The organism is Microcoleus sp. B3-A4 (assembly GCF_036705385.1).
Classification (GTDB): domain Bacteria; phylum Cyanobacteriota; class Cyanobacteriia; order Cyanobacteriales; family Microcoleaceae; genus Microcoleus.
In genome coordinates this window covers 24,450-39,464 of sequence record NZ_JAUBUI010000051.1, presented here as the reverse complement: position 1 = coordinate 39,464, position 15,015 = coordinate 24,450, and the positions used below count along the sequence as shown (strand labels likewise).

Genomic DNA, 15,015 nt, shown 5'->3' with positions numbered 1-15,015 from the left:
GTTTATCTGGTTTGATTTCTAAGGCTTTGTCGAAGGAGGCTATCGCTTCTTCCAATCTTCCTAAATTACCCAGTGCATTGCCCCGATTGTACCAGGCTTCGTGTAAATATGGTTTGATTTCTAAGGCTTTGTCGTAGGAGGCTATCGCTTCTTCCAATCTTCCTAAATTACCCAGTGCATTGCCCCGATTGTACCAGGCTTCGTGTTTATCTGGTTTGATTTCTAAGGCTTTGTCGAAGGAGGCTATCGCTTCTTCCAATCTTCCTAAATTACCCAGTGCAATGCCCCGATTGTAACAGGCTTCGTGTAAATATGGTTTGATTTCTAAGGCTTGGTCGTAGGAGGCTATCGCATCTTCCCATCTTCCTAAATCACCCAGTGCAATGCCCCGATTGTACCAGGCTTCGTGTTTATCTGGTTTGATTTCTAAGGCTTGGTCGTAGGAGGCTATTGCTTCTTCCCATCTTCCTAAATCATCCAGTGCATTGCCCCGATTGTACCAGGCTTCGTGTAAATCTGGTTTGATTTCTAAGGCTTTGTCGTAGGAGGCTATCGCATCTTCCAATCTTCCTAAATCACCCAGTGCAATGCCCCGATTGTACCAGGCTGCGTCATCATCTGGTTTGATTTCTAAGGCTTTGTCGAAGGAGGCTATCGCTTCTTCCAATCTTCCTAAATTACCCAGTGCAATGCCCCGATTGTACCAGGCTTCGTATAAATCTGGTTTGATTTCTAAGGCTTTGTTGTAGGAGGCTATCGCTTCTTCCCATCTTCCTAAATTACGCAGTGCATAGCCCCGATTGTACCAGGCTGCGTCATCATCTGGTTTGATTTCTAAGGCTTTGTCGTAGGAGGCGATCGCCTTTGCATATTGTTCACCAAAGTTATACAACAAAGCCTGTTCGTAAAACAATTCAGCTTTTTGTTCCGGTGTTTGCCCATCCTCATCAATTAAAGATTGAATCCTCACCAATTCCCGTTTCCGTTCTTGGGGAGTCAAAGCTAGATAATCTTCTCGCTTCCCTCTTTCCGAACAAGCCTGCCTTGATTCTAGTTGCAGCAGTTCTTTATCCATCGACAACTTAAATAAACTCGATCGCCAATCAAAGAAATCAGGTGCCCGTTGAATAAAATAATCAATAGCAAACTTAGGCAACAGAAAAACCAAACAGATTTTAAAATTATCTCGAAATCGTTCTCGCTGCTGGTTTAAATTAATTAAAACAGGCGGCACACCCCGCCAACTATAAGAGTAAATATCCTTGCTTTCCCAGCCGAGCTCCTTTTTTTCTTGTTCGTATTCATAAAGTGAATATTCTAAACCCTGGACGAATAGGACATTGATGCGATCGCGATTTGGCAACTCTTCAATTAGATTGTAAAAATCATAAACCGATTCCTTCAGCCGCAAAACCTCAATTTTTTGCTGCGGAATATCTGTTTTAACTCTAGCAATCCAGCGTTCTCCCTCCGCCGGCGAACACTCCACAAATAACAAGCTAAAGCCTTTTGTCCGCTTGATAGTGCGTACCAGATCTCGATATTCTTCCTCCGGTTCTGCTGGTGGTAAATCTTCGTCCCAATCAATTGCTTCTGGTTTCATGACTGAAGTGTAGCGACTGCTTCCTTAAATTCCGGAATGCCTTTAATTAGCGGGTGAACATCATACCAAGACTGGATTTCTTCTTCTTCATCCAAGTATCTGTATTCCAAAATACAGCGACTAAATAGCAAATTGCGGTGTTGTTCGTCATTCAGTATCCGACGAGAAAGAGATACTTGTGCTAAAATAGACCATTCATTGTGTCCGGCAGTTTTGCGGTAGACATCCCGCAGGTTCGTAATTGCCCTTTTCGCTGCTTTCGCAGTAATGGGCAAATTATCCGTCTTCTTGATAGCTTCTTGCATCATCAACATCAAATTCCTGACGTGACCTCCACTCATCAAACACAGCCCTTCTAGAGTTTCTGCGGTGTCAAAAAAATCTGTTTCTAAAGATAAATGCGGATCAACTTGTTTTACCCGCTTCTCAATCAACTCTTTCATTTTAGCAAGTCCCGGCGGGTGAACTTCACCGCTGGGCTTGCGTACCATAATCATCGGTAGCACTTGGGGAGGATTGCTATAATTATTGCTTAAATCGGCAGCGCGGTTAGAATGCACCATCGAAATCGGTACGGTGTAAACTACGTGACATTTTAAAGCTTTGAGTTGTTCGCTGCGGTCTAAGAAAATTTCATCGAGATTGCTACGTCCCCCTGGGTCTTTGGAAAACGGCACAATCCGATCTAAATTATCGGCTATCACAACCAGTTTTGAATATTTGGTGGGCAATTTATTTTTAGCATTGACAATAAACTCATTCAACGCATCAATCAGGGTTAATGTGTAGGGATTAACTTTTTCTCGAATTTTTTGGCGCAAACTCGGTTCGTTTCTCACATTCGCCGTCAGCTTGGCAAACTGAGAAATTTGCAGTTCTAAGCTCAATTTTTCAAACGATACTTCTGACAGGGCTAAATCTTTTAAATCGTTCCAGCGGCTTTCCATCCAATCGCGCAAAGGTTTTGGGTCAGCATCTTTAATTGCTTCTAAAAAGTGCCTGGTGCAAGCGAGCAAAATATCTGTGTATTCCGTATCTTCGGGATTGATATCTTGTTCGTCAGCAGCGAAATAAACGACAAAATAACCTTGTTTTTTTAGATGATCCTCTAGGCGCAGCAATTCGGTTGACTTTCCTGCCCCCCGATGTCCAGCGTATAACTGATACTGATAAGTCATCTGTTTGGAACGCTGAATGTTGCGGCCCAAGTCTAGGGTAATATTGTCATCTCCTCGCACTTCTTGACAGTCAACATATTGCGGGTCGCCTGCTGGTAAGGGATAAAATGGGTTAAAGGCATCGGTGAGGTCTGTTAGTAATTGTTCTGTATTTGGATTCATAATTTTTTTTAGTATTTTTGGTTTTTTATAGGCTAAACCGCAGATTTAAGGCAGATGAACAGGGATAAACGCAGATTATTTTAAGAAGAGCGATCGAATCTATGCAAAAGGCTGGGTGCACATGGCGCACCCAACAATCACTACTTTTAGGCTTGATATTTTTTCAGAATAGCAACTTTTTCGGGGAAGATTTCGATCGCCATTTTGTCATCATAACGAGTCGCGAGCGATCGCCTCACTTCGCCCAAAAACAGCGGCTGCGACAGTCCAGGCTCTGGATGTACAACTGTACGAACTCGGATAGTCATGTAGTCTCTGCCCCGCCCAGAGCGCCCTGGAGAGTACAAATCCGCAGCCGCTTGCTGCATCGTTGCTTCTAATTCCGATTCCGTGATCGTAGGTGGCACAGTAACTACTGTTTGAGCGCCGCCTGTATCGTAAACTAAAGAATAGCGGACCGCACCAGGAATTTCTGTACGGGAAAACAGTCCCAAACCCAGACCAAATATACTCGCAGCAATTACTCCCATAAAGCTTGTCACTCCTACCAATCGGAAGCGAAAACCCCATTTGAAGATAAATGCTATAACTGTTAAAATAGCCAAAGCTACTGTCAGAATTGCCGCCCATTGGGCGTACATTAAAAGGTTAGAATTTACGCTCATTTGATGATTTGTTGACTGTTGACTGTTGACTGTTGATATTATTACCGCTACCCGATGCCCAATGCCCAATGATTAATTAAGCGTTTCGGCCCATAAGCAGATAAGTCATCATATCGCCTTTGCCCTTCACTGGAATCACGCCGCGCTCCTCAAAAACGTACTTATCCCGCAGGCGCTCGTAGGTAGCAACGGTCACTTGAATGCTGCCGGGGACGCCTTGAGATTCCATCCGGGAAGCTGTATTTACCGTATCTCCCCACAAATCGTAAGTAAATTTTTTAGTACCGATTACCCCAGCTTCTACCGGGCCTGTGTGGATGCCGATGCGAATGCTGAGCGGCTGACCTCCCTTGGTATGTATCTTAGTCATTGCTGCTTGAATTTCCAGCGCCATTTCGGCGATCGACTCGGCGTGGTCGTCGCTGGGCGTCGGCAAACCGCCAACCACCATATAAGCATCGCCGATCGTCTTAATTTTCTCAAGTCCGTAGCGCTCGGCCAACTCGTCAAAAGCCGAAAAAATCTCGTTGAGCAACTCCACCAATTGTGCCGGCGATAAATGAGACGAAAGCTTAGTAAAACCGACCAAATCGGCAAACATCACTGTTACCTCGGCGAAACTGTCTGCGATCGTAATTTCCCCGTGTTTCAGGCGCTGTGCGATCGCCTTGGGTAAAATATTTAACAGCAAACGCTCGGACTTTTCCTTTTCCTGGGCCAACTCATGTAAATACGCCTGTTCCTTATCCCGCAGCCGCTTCTTTTCCAGACAAGCGCTAATCCGAGCCTTGAGCAATACCGGATTGAACGGTTTAGAAAGATAATCCTCCGCCCCCAACTCTATACACCGGACGATACTGTCGATATCGTCCACCGCCGAAATCATAATCACCGGGATGTAGCGCAAATTCTCGTCCGCCTTCAGACTTTCGAGAACCTGATAGCCGTTCATTTGCGGCATCATAATGTCTAGCAGAACCAAATCAAAAGGAACGCTTCGCAACATTTCCAGAGCTTGGAGACCATCTTCAGCAACAGTCACCACATGGCCTTGACGCTGAAGTCGGCGGGCCAGCAAATCGCGGTTTACCTCATTGTCGTCAACAACCAGCACGCTGCCCTCGTCACCTTTCATGTCAGGGCCTCTTTCAGAAGAGTTTCAATTTTACCCAAAAGTCGGGGAAACTCGACCGGTTTGGTGTCGTAGTCGTTGCAGCCTGCTGCAAGACACTTTTCGCGATCGCCCGCCATGGCGTGAGCCGTCAGCGCAATCACCGGAATCCTGCTAGTTTCAGGAGCCGCCTTAATTTGCTGCGTTGCTTGCCACCCGTCGAGAACCGGCAGACTCATATCCATCAGAATCAAATCGGGTACTTTCGCGAGCGCCATCGACACTCCCTCAGCACCGTCAACAGCAATAAAGACCTCGTGTCCCTTCCGGGCCAGACGCCTGGAAAGCATATCTCTGTTCATTTCGTTATCTTCGACCAACAGGATTTTAGCCATTGGTGTTCTCCTTGCCTTTCGAGTCGTACCTGCGATCGAACCTGTCATTGACTATAGAGCGAACATCGCGCAACAAACTATCGCAACTGTAGACTCCCTTTTGTAGCACCCGCTCGACGTAGCCGTTTAGTTGCTGGCTTTCGGCCGGTGTCAGGTCTTTCCCCGTGATTACCACAATCGGTATAGGATCTCCCGAATGGGATTTGCGAAGTTCCCCGATCAACTCAAAACCATCCATTTCTGGCAGCGTCAAATCCAGTAATATCAGGTGCGGGCGAGCAACTTTTAGCCGATCGAGAGCAGCGCGTCCGCTGTCAGCTTCCGTTACTGCCCAGCCTTGTGTTTCTAGTACGCATCGCAGTATTTCGCGCGTGGCAACGTCGTCTTCCACAATTAGAATCTGACAGGTCACATTGTTACTTGCAACGCCGTCTTGGTCGCGTCGGTACTTGTTCAACAAGGCAGCCAGCCGTTTGCCGTCCACTGGTTTGGTGAGGTAGTCCGAGGCACCCAATGCAAAGCCGAGGCTTTTGTTGCCCACAAAGGATAGCAGGATTACGGGAATTTCGGCAAGGTCAGGATCGGCTTTCAGCGCTGAGAGTACCGCCCAGCCGTCCATTCCGGGCATTATCACGTCCAGCGTAATGGCGTCGGGCCGTAGTTGCTTAGCGAGCCGGAGAGCTTGCTCGCCACTGCCGGCGACTTCTATGTGCAGTCCTTGGCGAGTGAGGGCGCGCTGGATTAAATCCCGCGAGATAGGGTCGTCGTCCACTACCAGCACCGTGCCGACAGCGGGGGCGTCCGGAAGGCTCGTGCTGTCATGGACTTTGTTGGGGATTTCCGGCTGTTTGATGGCTTTGGGCAAGAGCACGGTGAAAGTGGTGCCTGCGCCCAAGGTGCTGCTGACCTCAATACTGCCACCCATCATCTGACAGAAGCGCTGACTGATTGCTAGTCCCAAACCAGTGCCACCGTACTCGCGGGTAGTCGAGGCATCAGCTTGGGTGAAAGGTTGGAAAACTCGCTCCAATTGCTCTTGTGTCATGCCGATGCCGGTGTCGGCAACGCGGAAACTTAAAAATTCGGAGTTGGAAATTAAAATTTTAGAAGATTCCTCTTGATTTTTCATTTTTAATTGTTCATTTTTAATTCTTTCCACTCCGATCGCAATTCTCCCGTTTTGTGTGAACTTGGCAGCGTTGCTGAGCAAATTAAGCAGCACTTGCCGCACTTTGGTCATGTCCGCGTGCATGGTATCGAGGTTGTCTGGACAGTACACTTCTAGGGTATTACCGTTTTTATCTACCAGCGGCCTCGCCGTGGCAACAGCACTTTCAATTAAGGTATGGATCTCGAAGGTTTCTAAGTAGAGATCCATTCGGCCTGCTTCAATTTTAGAAATATCTAGGATGTCGTCAATCAGGGACAGCAAGTGTTTGCCGGCGCTGCAGATTTTTTCGAGGTCGGGAACCGATTCGCAACTGCCCAATTCTTCGGCTTCTTCTTGAAGCATTTCGCTGTAGCCGATGATGGCGTTGAGGGGTGTGCGAAGTTCGTGGCTCATGTTGGCGAGAAATGTGCTTTTTGCCCGGTTGGCTGATTCTGCTGCTTCTAGGGCCAACTGCATGGCGGATTCTGCCTGTTTGCGATCGGTGATGTCTTGGACTGTGCCTTCGTAGTATAAAACCCTGCCGTTTTCGTCGCAGATGCTGCGCGCGTTTTCGGAAATCCAGATCTTGCTACCGTCTCGGCGGTATATTTGGGACTCAAATTTTGACACTTGGCGGCCCGCGCGCAATTGGGCCATAAACTCGGCGCGCCGATGGGGGTCAACGTAAAATTGACGGTTGATATCGGTGAGTTCGGCGAGCATTTGGGTACAGGATTCGTAGCCGTAAATTCTGGCTAGTGCGCGATTGCCGCTGAGGTAGTGTCCTGAAGGCGTTGTCTGGAATATGCCTTCGACTGCGTTTTCAAAGATGCTGCGGTATTTTGTTTCGGATTGTCTCAAGGCTGCTTCTGCTCGCTTGCGCTCTAGGACATTGGCGAGCATTTCTCCTACCATTTTTAGCTGTGTGGATATTTCGGTTGCTCGACCTGCTGTTTGCTTTAAGCCCTCGAATCCGAGAAATCCTACTAGGTTTTTACTACAAATTAGGGGAATAATTATCAGCGATTGAATATTTTGTAGCGGTTTTTTTAATTCTAAATTATTTAGGGAAGCGCCAATCCAAGGTATTGAGGCGGTTGCTGTTTGATTGACTGTTTGGGATGGGGAGTCTGTCTGGAATTCGGCTGGATTTTGACCGATAAAATAGCCAATTTCGGCTTTGGCTGGAGGCGGGAGTTCGCCGATTTCTGGAATATAGAGGCATTCCGCGCGATCGAGTTTTTCTGCGATCCAAGGAATTTGTGCGATATCTATTTGGTTGTCGGTGCTGTCTTTGACTGCCGGAATGCTTTCGCCGCACCACTCGTAGCTTTTGTCGGCGCGGGTTTTGTCTTCTGATAACAGGTAGATGTAACTGCGGTCAAACCCGCTCAAGGTGGCTATCGCTTCTAGGGTTTGATCGATGCCTTTGTCTATTTCTGATAAGGGCTGACTGATGAAATTGGTTGACAAACGGGCAATCAACTGAGCGAATTCTCTTCGATACTGCAAATATTCTTCTACTTTTTTGAGTTCGGTAACGTCTCGAAAGCTCCAGACTCTACCGACTGTTTTCGCTCCGACTTTTGATGGCAACGAATTTAATTCAAGAATTTTTCCGTCTTTAAATTCTAATAATTCGCTGATTTGAGTATCTGAATCTGCCGACACTTTGATCACGTTTTGGAGAAATCGTTGCGGGTATTTTAATTGTTCCCTGTCGAAGGGGAATCCTGTTTTGATTGTTTTTTTGAGTGTTGCGAAGGTCGATCGGCTCAACTTTCCTTGGCTGGCGGACAAACCCCACATCTCTAGAAATTTCTGATTATAATTACATATATTCCCGTTTCTGTCAACCGCCAGAATTCCTGCATCTGTAGATTTTAGAACTGCTTGCAGTATCGAGAGCCATTGCTTGTGTTCTCTAGTGTCAAAAAACACCAAGACTGATATTTCGCCGCGCTCAACTGCGGGATGGAAAAAATAGGAAACTGGTAACATCTTGCCGTCGCGACACAAAAACTCGTCGTCCCAATTGTTGCAAGGTTGACAGGAAGCGATCGCCTCTTGTAAATCTAGTGTAGGTGCGATCGGCCTATCTTCACTCTTGCTTGGCGACTGTTTCGGAGCCGTCAAAACTTGGGATTTGTTGCCTTTCTTTTGCTTCCCGATGCGCTCTAGCAGGGAAACGCCTGCAAGTTCCGACTCTCGCCACCCCAGCAACCGTTCGGCCTCTGGATTCACTGAAATTACACAGCCCTTCGCGTCAAGGATACACAATCCCGCCCCCAAACTGTTGACACTCGCCCGCAGTCGATCGAATTCTGAAGCTGTTGGAGAGTCTTGAGGGGAGTGGGGCGACTCAGTTACATCCTTGAGCGCCACCGTCTCCAAGTTAAAACAATCTTCCTGCTGAAGTTCTTGCTGACTCTGAACTCGGTCATAGGTACAACTTACCTGCTCTAATAAAAGCTGCCACTGCTCAGCAGTGGGAGGGGGAGACTCGCCGACTAAACCGAGCTGTTCGAGTTGGCGGTGGAGGTGGGGGTGCATATTTTCGGGCGCTTTGTAGGCAACTTTCTACAGTATATCTTTATTAATTAATAGTATATATACGTAGGTATACCGTTAGGGGACAAGTACGCGATCGAAGTCTATAACAGGTTTTATTGAGAAGCCAAGGGATCGTGTCTCCTCTCCAAAATCTTTCAAACTGCGCTAATTATATTAATTTTCAGAACTTTTAAGGGTTGTCAACTAACTAATCCTCTGAATGTCGGCAGCACCCTCAAAAATAATAATATCATCTTATCAAGTCAATAGTCCGAAAATTTGGGGTAACGATACTACATTTTTTACAGGAAAAGGACAATAAAAAAGTAAAATTAAATGCAAGTCACGGGTGGAGAGGGCATTGATTTAATTATCCAAAGTCGCTCAAAGTCAAGCGAGAATAAGCCATTGGAGCAGAAAAAAACTGTCCGGAGTATTGAGCGAGTGAACTTACCCTCAAAAACTAGGTGGGCCCCAAAAAACGATCGCTTCCGCTTGTACTGGACTGGAAAAATTATTATTCTCATGCCAGCGGAAACGATTTAAGGGTTTTTCGTACTTACGCATAAATTAATTATGGTTATCTAACCCGACCTAATCTTCTACCTCTATATTAGAAAAACCTAGGAAAAAGACTGACTTGATAGTGTGATAAATTATCTGCAAAATATCCCTAACTGCTAGCGAAATACTCAGCAACTGGCGGAGGCAAATAAAATTTGCAGGCATCGAAAATAACTGTCAAAAAAATATTATTCGTCAGATTTTTCGGTTGAGATCGAAAGGTCGCTGAAAATAGCTGGCAGCCGAATGGTAAAAGTAGAACCTTTGCCCACCTCGCTGAATGCAGTAATGTCTCCGCCCATCATTTCGCAGAATTTCTTAGTAATCGTCAGCCCCAAACCAGTGCCGCCATACTTCTTAGTAGTTGAGGAATCGGCTTGGGTGAAAGGCTCAAAGATTCTGGCTAACTGTTCGGGACTCATGCCAATGCCGGTATCTTTGACCGTAAAAAAGATCCAATCTTGACCGGAAGATAACAGAGACAAGCTATTTTCAGCTTGGCCACCTCCTCTATACGCTCCAAGTCTTGTGGCTTTCTTTGCAGCGTCGGCGCGGGTTTCGACGGATCGGGTAACGGCGAAGGTAATCGCGCCGGAGCAAGTAAATTTCGCGGCATTGCTGAGGAGGTTGAGCAAAGACTGCCGGAGTTTAGTCACGTCGGTGTGCATCGATCCAATATCCTTGGGGCATTGTATTTCTAGGATATTGCTATTTTTGTCTGCCATCGGCCCGATGGTGGCAACTACTTCCTCAACCAAAGTTGAAATGGTGAAGGTTTCGAGGTGGAAGTCGATGCGGCCTGCTTCAATTTTGGTCAAGTCGAGAATATCTTTAATCAGCGCTAGTAGGTGCTGGCCGGCCGTGTTAATTCTCTGGAGGTCGTCAATGAATTCTTCGGCACCGAGGTCTCGGGCGTCTTCTTGCAGGAGCTCGCTGTAGCCGATGATGGCGTTGAGGGGGGTTCTGAGTTCGTGACTCATGTTGGCGAGAAAAATGCTTTTGGATCTATTTGCAGCTTCGGCGGCTACTGCGGCCCGGCGGAATTCTTCGGAACGCAAGCGTTCGGTGATGTCGGTTGTCATGATTAAAACGCACTCAGTGCTCCCGAGGTGGATGAGTTCCACTGACATCAGCCAGTCGCGCACTTCGCCGGCTTTGGTGCGAATTTTGATTTCTTGGTTGCTGATCGAATTTTGTGATTGCAAAATCTGGGCGAGCCGCCCCCCATCTTCTGAATTGACAAACATTCCTAAGTCGCTGGGAGTGCGGCCGATAAATTCGTGTCGCAGCCAGCCTAATGAGCGCAAAAAGCTTTCGTTGGCATCGAGGAAGCACCCGTCTGTGAGGGTGCAGATGCTAATCCCGACTGGGGAGGCGTGAAAGGCCTTGGAAAATCTTTCTTCTGAAGAACGCAGGGCGGCTTCGGCTTGCTTTCTGTCTGTGATGTCTTGGACGGTGCTGCTGATGTATAGGGAGTTGACGGCGGCTTGTTCGTAGACTGTGCGGTTGCTACCGTCGGGCAGTATGAGCCTGTAGTCGATGCTGTAAGGCTGTTGCTGAAATAAAGCGGCTTCGATCGAGGTTTTGACTAATTCTCTGTCTTCAGGGTGTACGTATTCCAAGAAGGCTTCCAGGCTGGGTTCAAAAGTTCCCGGCCGCTGTCCCAGGATGCGATAAATTTCCTCTGACCACCGCAATTGCTGGGTGTTGCGGTCTAAGTCCCAGTTGCCTAGTTGGGCGATGCGCTGGGCGTTGGCAAGGCTGGCTTCGCTGGCGCGCAGGGAAGCTTCTGCTTGGTGGCGTTCGGCGACGGTGGCGGCTAAGACTAAGCCGGTGACGGCGATGACGGCGATGAAGGCTTGCAGGGATAACAGTGCTTGGGGCATACTGCTGGCGTGTTTGAGGAAGGGGCCGCTGCGTCGGGCTATGCCCCAGATGGCGAAGCCGCAGAGGATGAAGTTGGAGAGGGCCGTGTAGCGCTGGCCGAATCGAAAGGCAGCCCAAACTACTAGGGGAAATGGTAAGTATTCGAGGGGATAGCGGGCGTAGGCGGCGCGGGTGCGGGAGCAGAAGACGAGCCAGCCGACTGCTAGTAGCAGCAGCAGCCAAATCGCTCGTTCAGCTATCTTTCTACGATGGTTGGGGACTCTGGGCAATTGTTGCCACGTCAGCAGCAGCGGGGCGACGAGCACAATTCCCATAGCGTCTCCCACCCACCAAGTCCCCCAAATCGTGCCAAAATTGCTCCAGCTAGATAAACCGGTCAGGCATACGACGATGCTGCCGATGGTGGAGTTGATCAAGGTAGATCCCAAGGCTGCTAGTCCGACTATTCCTAAAACGTCTTTGAGCCGATCGAGCCCGGCGCTAAAGTTAATGCGCTGGAGTAGATAAGTTCCCGTCCACGCTTGCAGGGTTCTGGCGGCTGCCGAGATCAATGCCGCGCCGATGTTGGCCGACGGTACGCTCATGCTGAAAAGGAAGCCTCCGAGCGCGATTCCCGGCCACATTTGCCGCCCAAACAGCAGCAGGGCGACTTGGGCAATTCCTGCTGCTGGCCACATCGGGTAAATTTCTGAACTGAGGGTGAGGGTGGAAATTGCGAATTGCGACGCCCAATAGTAGACCAGGGCGATCGCGCCTACTGCGAGGAAGTACCGCCAGGAATGTCCTTTGATTGCGTTAAGGAACTTTGTCTGCATTGTCGTTTGGGGAAAAGGTGGACGGTTGTTGGGAACTCAGTAGATGGCACGGGACAGGCACAGGGTAGAGAAAATGTTTCTATTAGGTGATGGTAGGTCATGGGTGGTAGGTAGTGGGAGAAGCTTTTGAGCTTACTTTTTGTGGTGCCGTTGAGGGAGCGGTTTTTTTTGTTCGATCAAATCTGCCCATGAATTTCGGGAGTATTGCTTTTTTGTAAATATATCTCTAATGGCTAAGCAATTGGTTTATAAATTTTTTATTTTTGTTAAAAATTTATTACCTAGCGACAGCGGGTGTCTTTTTGTGTCGGGCGATCGCAACGCAATTCACCATAACATTTTGCACCGTGCTCAATAATACTTAAAATACCTAAAATACCAATAACAGCAACGTAAAATCTCTGCTTTTATGTAAGTCGGGAACCAGAAACACGGTGTCTGATTATAAGTGGAGGCGGGAGTGATTTTCACTAGATTTTTCATTAATCGAGGCTTCAAGTCTTTCGGTCGAATACAGTGAAAGCTGATAATTAACAGCAAAAAAATATTTTTTATTGTCTATTTCTCTTTGGCTGCTGCAATATCTAAGGTTAGTGTCAAACGCTCTTGAGATTCTTTAAGGGCGTCTTGGGGGTTGCGGCCCAGAAGGGTTGCCTCTATGGCGCGACCGAGGTTTTCTGACAGGCGGGAGTAACCTGATATAATGGGTCGCGCTCTGGCTGAGTTCATTTGTTCTAAAAATACTCGCAAAACAGGGTTTTTTTCCACAAAGCTTTGATAAGCTTGGCTCTGTCTCGATTTTAAGTTAATGGGCAAGTAACCTGTTCCCAATGCCCATGCTGTTTGGAATTCTTCACCTATAACGTATTCTAAGAATACGAGGGCTGCTCGCTCTCGTTCTGGCGAGGTTTTCATTAAAAATAGGTTTTCACCCCCTACGACGGCTGCGGGGCGTTTGAGGAGCGGTAAAGGCATTGCTGCGTAGTCAATCGCGCTTTGCTGCAACTGTGCTAGCGTCCAGGGCCCGGTGATTTGCATGGCGACTTTCCCGGCGATGAAGTTGTCGAGTTCGTAACCGCGTTCTGGCGCTGACAATACTGCTGAACCTTCTTTTAACAAGTCCCTCCACAATTCCAAGGCGGCGTGAGAACCGGGATTATCTATTTGGGGTACAGGACTTTGAGGTATGTCGCCTTTGAGTTCGCCGCCTGCGCTGAACATGAATGGCAGCCAGGTAAATACTGTCCATTCTCCCTTGCCTAGGGGGAGCACTATGCCGTGTTGGTCTGTGCGGCCGTCTCCGTTGGTGTCTCGCGTGAGCGATCGGGCTGTTTGCTTTAATTGCGCCCAGTTCTGCGGCACTTTTTTGATTCCTGCTGCTGCAAATAAGCTGGGACGGTAAAAGATGGCGACGTTGTTTGTGCCTAGGGGAACTGACCAAGTGTGTCCGCCGAGTTCCATTGACTCGAAGAGTGCCGGGTAGATTTCGGCTTTCCGGGGCGATTTGTCGAGCCAGTTTTCTAAGGGTTCAATTGCGTTGAGTTCTGCTAGTTTTCCTGAAATGGTAGCAGCATTCCAAAGCAAATCCGGCGGTGCATTTCCTACTATTGCTGTTAGTATTTTTGGCAGTTGTTGGTCGGGCTGGCCGATGTAAACTGGTTTGATCTGGATGTTGGGATGGGTTTTGTTGAATTTGTCGGTGAGGGTTTGAAATACGTCGCGATTTGGCGGAGGATTGATGCCGTGCCACAGTGTGAGTTCGATCGGTTCGCCGTTTTTTGATGCTGGGGTTGTGCTGTTTTGACAGCCGCTTAATATGAGCAGATTTAAGGTAATTAAAATGCCGACGGCTATGTTGAGCGGTCTTTTAATTGCTTTGGATAATTGGGAAAAAATCATTTGTTAGTTGGATTAATGGAAGAATATTTTTTTTACCGCCGATGCACGCGGATGGACGCGGATAGTTAGATGTTGGTAAAACGAGCTAAATCTAGAAAATCTGCTGGTAGCTGATTTCTCTCTCCATCCGAGGTGTTTTGAAACAAAACAGTGAAAGCTCCTGCTCCTAGTCTATCTTGCGGCCACATCCGATAGCAAGGAATTTCTGTCAGGTGCGATCGATATTTTTCCAAATGAGGAACAGTGACTTGCCCAAATTCGGGGAATTTGCTTAACAGCCATTCGCTGACTTGTTCATTTTCTGCGGTTGAATAAGTGCAGGTCATGTATGCAAGATAACCTTGCGGCGCTATAATTTTAGCAGAATTGGCTAAAATTATTTTTTGGCGGTTGGCATTGCTGTTGATGGTGACATGATGAAAGCAGCCGGGTGCTTTGTCTCCTTTTGCTAAGAGTGATTGACCAGTACAAGGAGCATCTACTATTACTAAATTAGCCGTTTGTGGCATCTTTTCGGCAAGTATTTTTGAATCGACGTTGGCGGCGGCGGATGGTTGAATTTGGCAGCGTTTTAAATTAGAGATAAGCATTCCCATGCGTTTGCCTATGGCTTCGTTGCACAACAGCAATTCTGGGTTTAATGTTTTCCAGGAAAATATACTTTTTCCTCCGGGGGCGGCGCACATATCTAAGATTAGTTTGATTGGCTGGCGTATTGTTAACAATGTGGAGGCGGCGAAGATTGAGGAAAAGTCGAGAGAGTAGTAATGTCCTGCTTGATGTAAGGAATGTTTTCCCGGCTGTGATTCTCAGGCTAGTCTATCTACAAATTCTGGTTGCCAAGCAACTGGAATTTCGATATCAAATGGGCTTTCTGTAGGTGTGGGTTGCACCCACAAGATAGCAGGATTAAAAGCTTGGGGATTGGTGACGGCATGAATAAAATTTTCTTGTTCGGCGGTGTCGGCAAATAAGCTGCGGCTGAGTTTAAGCAGGAGATTTGACGCTTTTTCCATGTTCGAGGAAATATGAT

General features: G+C 47.5%; 10 protein-coding genes. All 10 read right to left on the bottom strand.

Annotated elements, in window-relative coordinates; genetic code table 11:
- The coding region (locus tag QUB33_RS19375) for a tetratricopeptide repeat protein (protein ID WP_333352788.1) at positions 1 to 1,603 on the bottom strand (1,603 nt) is incomplete at its 3' end.
- A complete protein-coding gene (locus tag QUB33_RS19370) occupies positions 1,600 to 2,943 on the bottom strand; it encodes an ATP-binding protein (protein WP_333352785.1) in 1,344 nt (447 codons plus the stop codon). The genes QUB33_RS19370 and QUB33_RS19375, both read right to left, overlap by 4 nt.
- 146 nt (positions 2,944 to 3,089) lie before the next feature.
- Positions 3,090 to 3,608, bottom strand: coding sequence for a Ycf51 family protein (locus tag QUB33_RS19365; protein ID WP_333352782.1), 519 nt, complete (start codon positions 3,606 to 3,608; stop codon positions 3,090 to 3,092).
- A 76-nt stretch (positions 3,609 to 3,684) separates the two neighbouring features.
- The gene (locus QUB33_RS19360) at positions 3,685 to 4,743 is read right to left on the bottom strand and encodes an adenylate/guanylate cyclase domain-containing protein (RefSeq protein ID WP_333230449.1); all 1,059 of its coding nucleotides are present in this window, start codon (positions 4,741 to 4,743) and stop codon (positions 3,685 to 3,687) included.
- Positions 4,740 to 5,114, bottom strand: a complete 375-nt coding sequence (locus QUB33_RS19355; RefSeq protein ID WP_015177895.1) for a response regulator — start codon at positions 5,112 to 5,114, stop codon at positions 4,740 to 4,742. The genes QUB33_RS19360 and QUB33_RS19355 overlap by 4 nt, the downstream gene beginning before the upstream one ends.
- Positions 5,107 to 8,817 carry a response regulator gene (locus QUB33_RS19350; protein WP_333352778.1) on the bottom strand — a complete coding sequence of 1,237 codons (3,711 nt, stop codon included), beginning with the start codon at positions 8,815 to 8,817 and terminating at the stop codon, positions 5,107 to 5,109. Before QUB33_RS19350 ends, QUB33_RS19355 begins: the two co-directional genes overlap by 8 nt.
- A gap of 752 nt (positions 8,818 to 9,569) precedes the next feature.
- Complete coding sequence (locus QUB33_RS19345) at positions 9,570 to 12,083, bottom strand: MASE1 domain-containing protein (RefSeq protein WP_333352774.1); 2,514 nt, start codon at positions 12,081 to 12,083, stop codon at positions 9,570 to 9,572.
- A 558-nt stretch (positions 12,084 to 12,641) separates the two neighbouring features.
- The gene (locus QUB33_RS19340) at positions 12,642 to 13,982 is read right to left on the bottom strand and encodes an ABC transporter substrate-binding protein (protein ID WP_333352771.1); all 1,341 of its coding nucleotides are present in this window, start codon (positions 13,980 to 13,982) and stop codon (positions 12,642 to 12,644) included.
- A gap of 65 nt (positions 13,983 to 14,047) precedes the next feature.
- Positions 14,048 to 14,707 (bottom strand): hypothetical protein, encoded by a 660-nt coding sequence (locus QUB33_RS19335; RefSeq protein WP_333352768.1) that lies wholly within the window; start codon positions 14,705 to 14,707, stop codon positions 14,048 to 14,050.
- Between the two features lie 84 nt (positions 14,708 to 14,791).
- Complete coding sequence (locus QUB33_RS19330; RefSeq protein ID WP_333352765.1) at positions 14,792 to 14,998, bottom strand: hypothetical protein; 207 nt, start codon at positions 14,996 to 14,998, stop codon at positions 14,792 to 14,794.
- Positions 14,999 to 15,015: the final 17 nt, after the last annotated feature.

Bases quoted from the DNA above. Each gene is read 5' to 3' on its own strand.
- QUB33_RS19370 (WP_333352785.1), bottom strand. From the start codon at position 2,943: ATGAATCCAAATACAGAACAATTACTAACAGACCTCACCGATGCCTTT.
- QUB33_RS19365 (WP_333352782.1), bottom strand. From the start codon at position 3,608: ATGAGCGTAAATTCTAACCTTTTAATGTACGCCCAATGGGCGGCAATT.
- QUB33_RS19360 (WP_333230449.1), bottom strand. From the start codon at position 4,743: ATGAAAGGTGACGAGGGCAGCGTGCTGGTTGTTGACGACAATGAGGTA.
- QUB33_RS19355 (WP_015177895.1), bottom strand. From the start codon at position 5,114: ATGGCTAAAATCCTGTTGGTCGAAGATAACGAAATGAACAGAGATATG.
- QUB33_RS19350 (WP_333352778.1), bottom strand. From the start codon at position 8,817: ATGCACCCCCACCTCCACCGCCAACTCGAACAGCTCGGTTTAGTCGGC.
- QUB33_RS19345 (WP_333352774.1), bottom strand. From the start codon at position 12,083: ATGCAGACAAAGTTCCTTAACGCAATCAAAGGACATTCCTGGCGGTAC.
- QUB33_RS19340 (WP_333352771.1), bottom strand. From the start codon at position 13,982: ATGATTTTTTCCCAATTATCCAAAGCAATTAAAAGACCGCTCAACATA.
- QUB33_RS19330 (WP_333352765.1), bottom strand. From the start codon at position 14,998: ATGGAAAAAGCGTCAAATCTCCTGCTTAAACTCAGCCGCAGCTTATTT.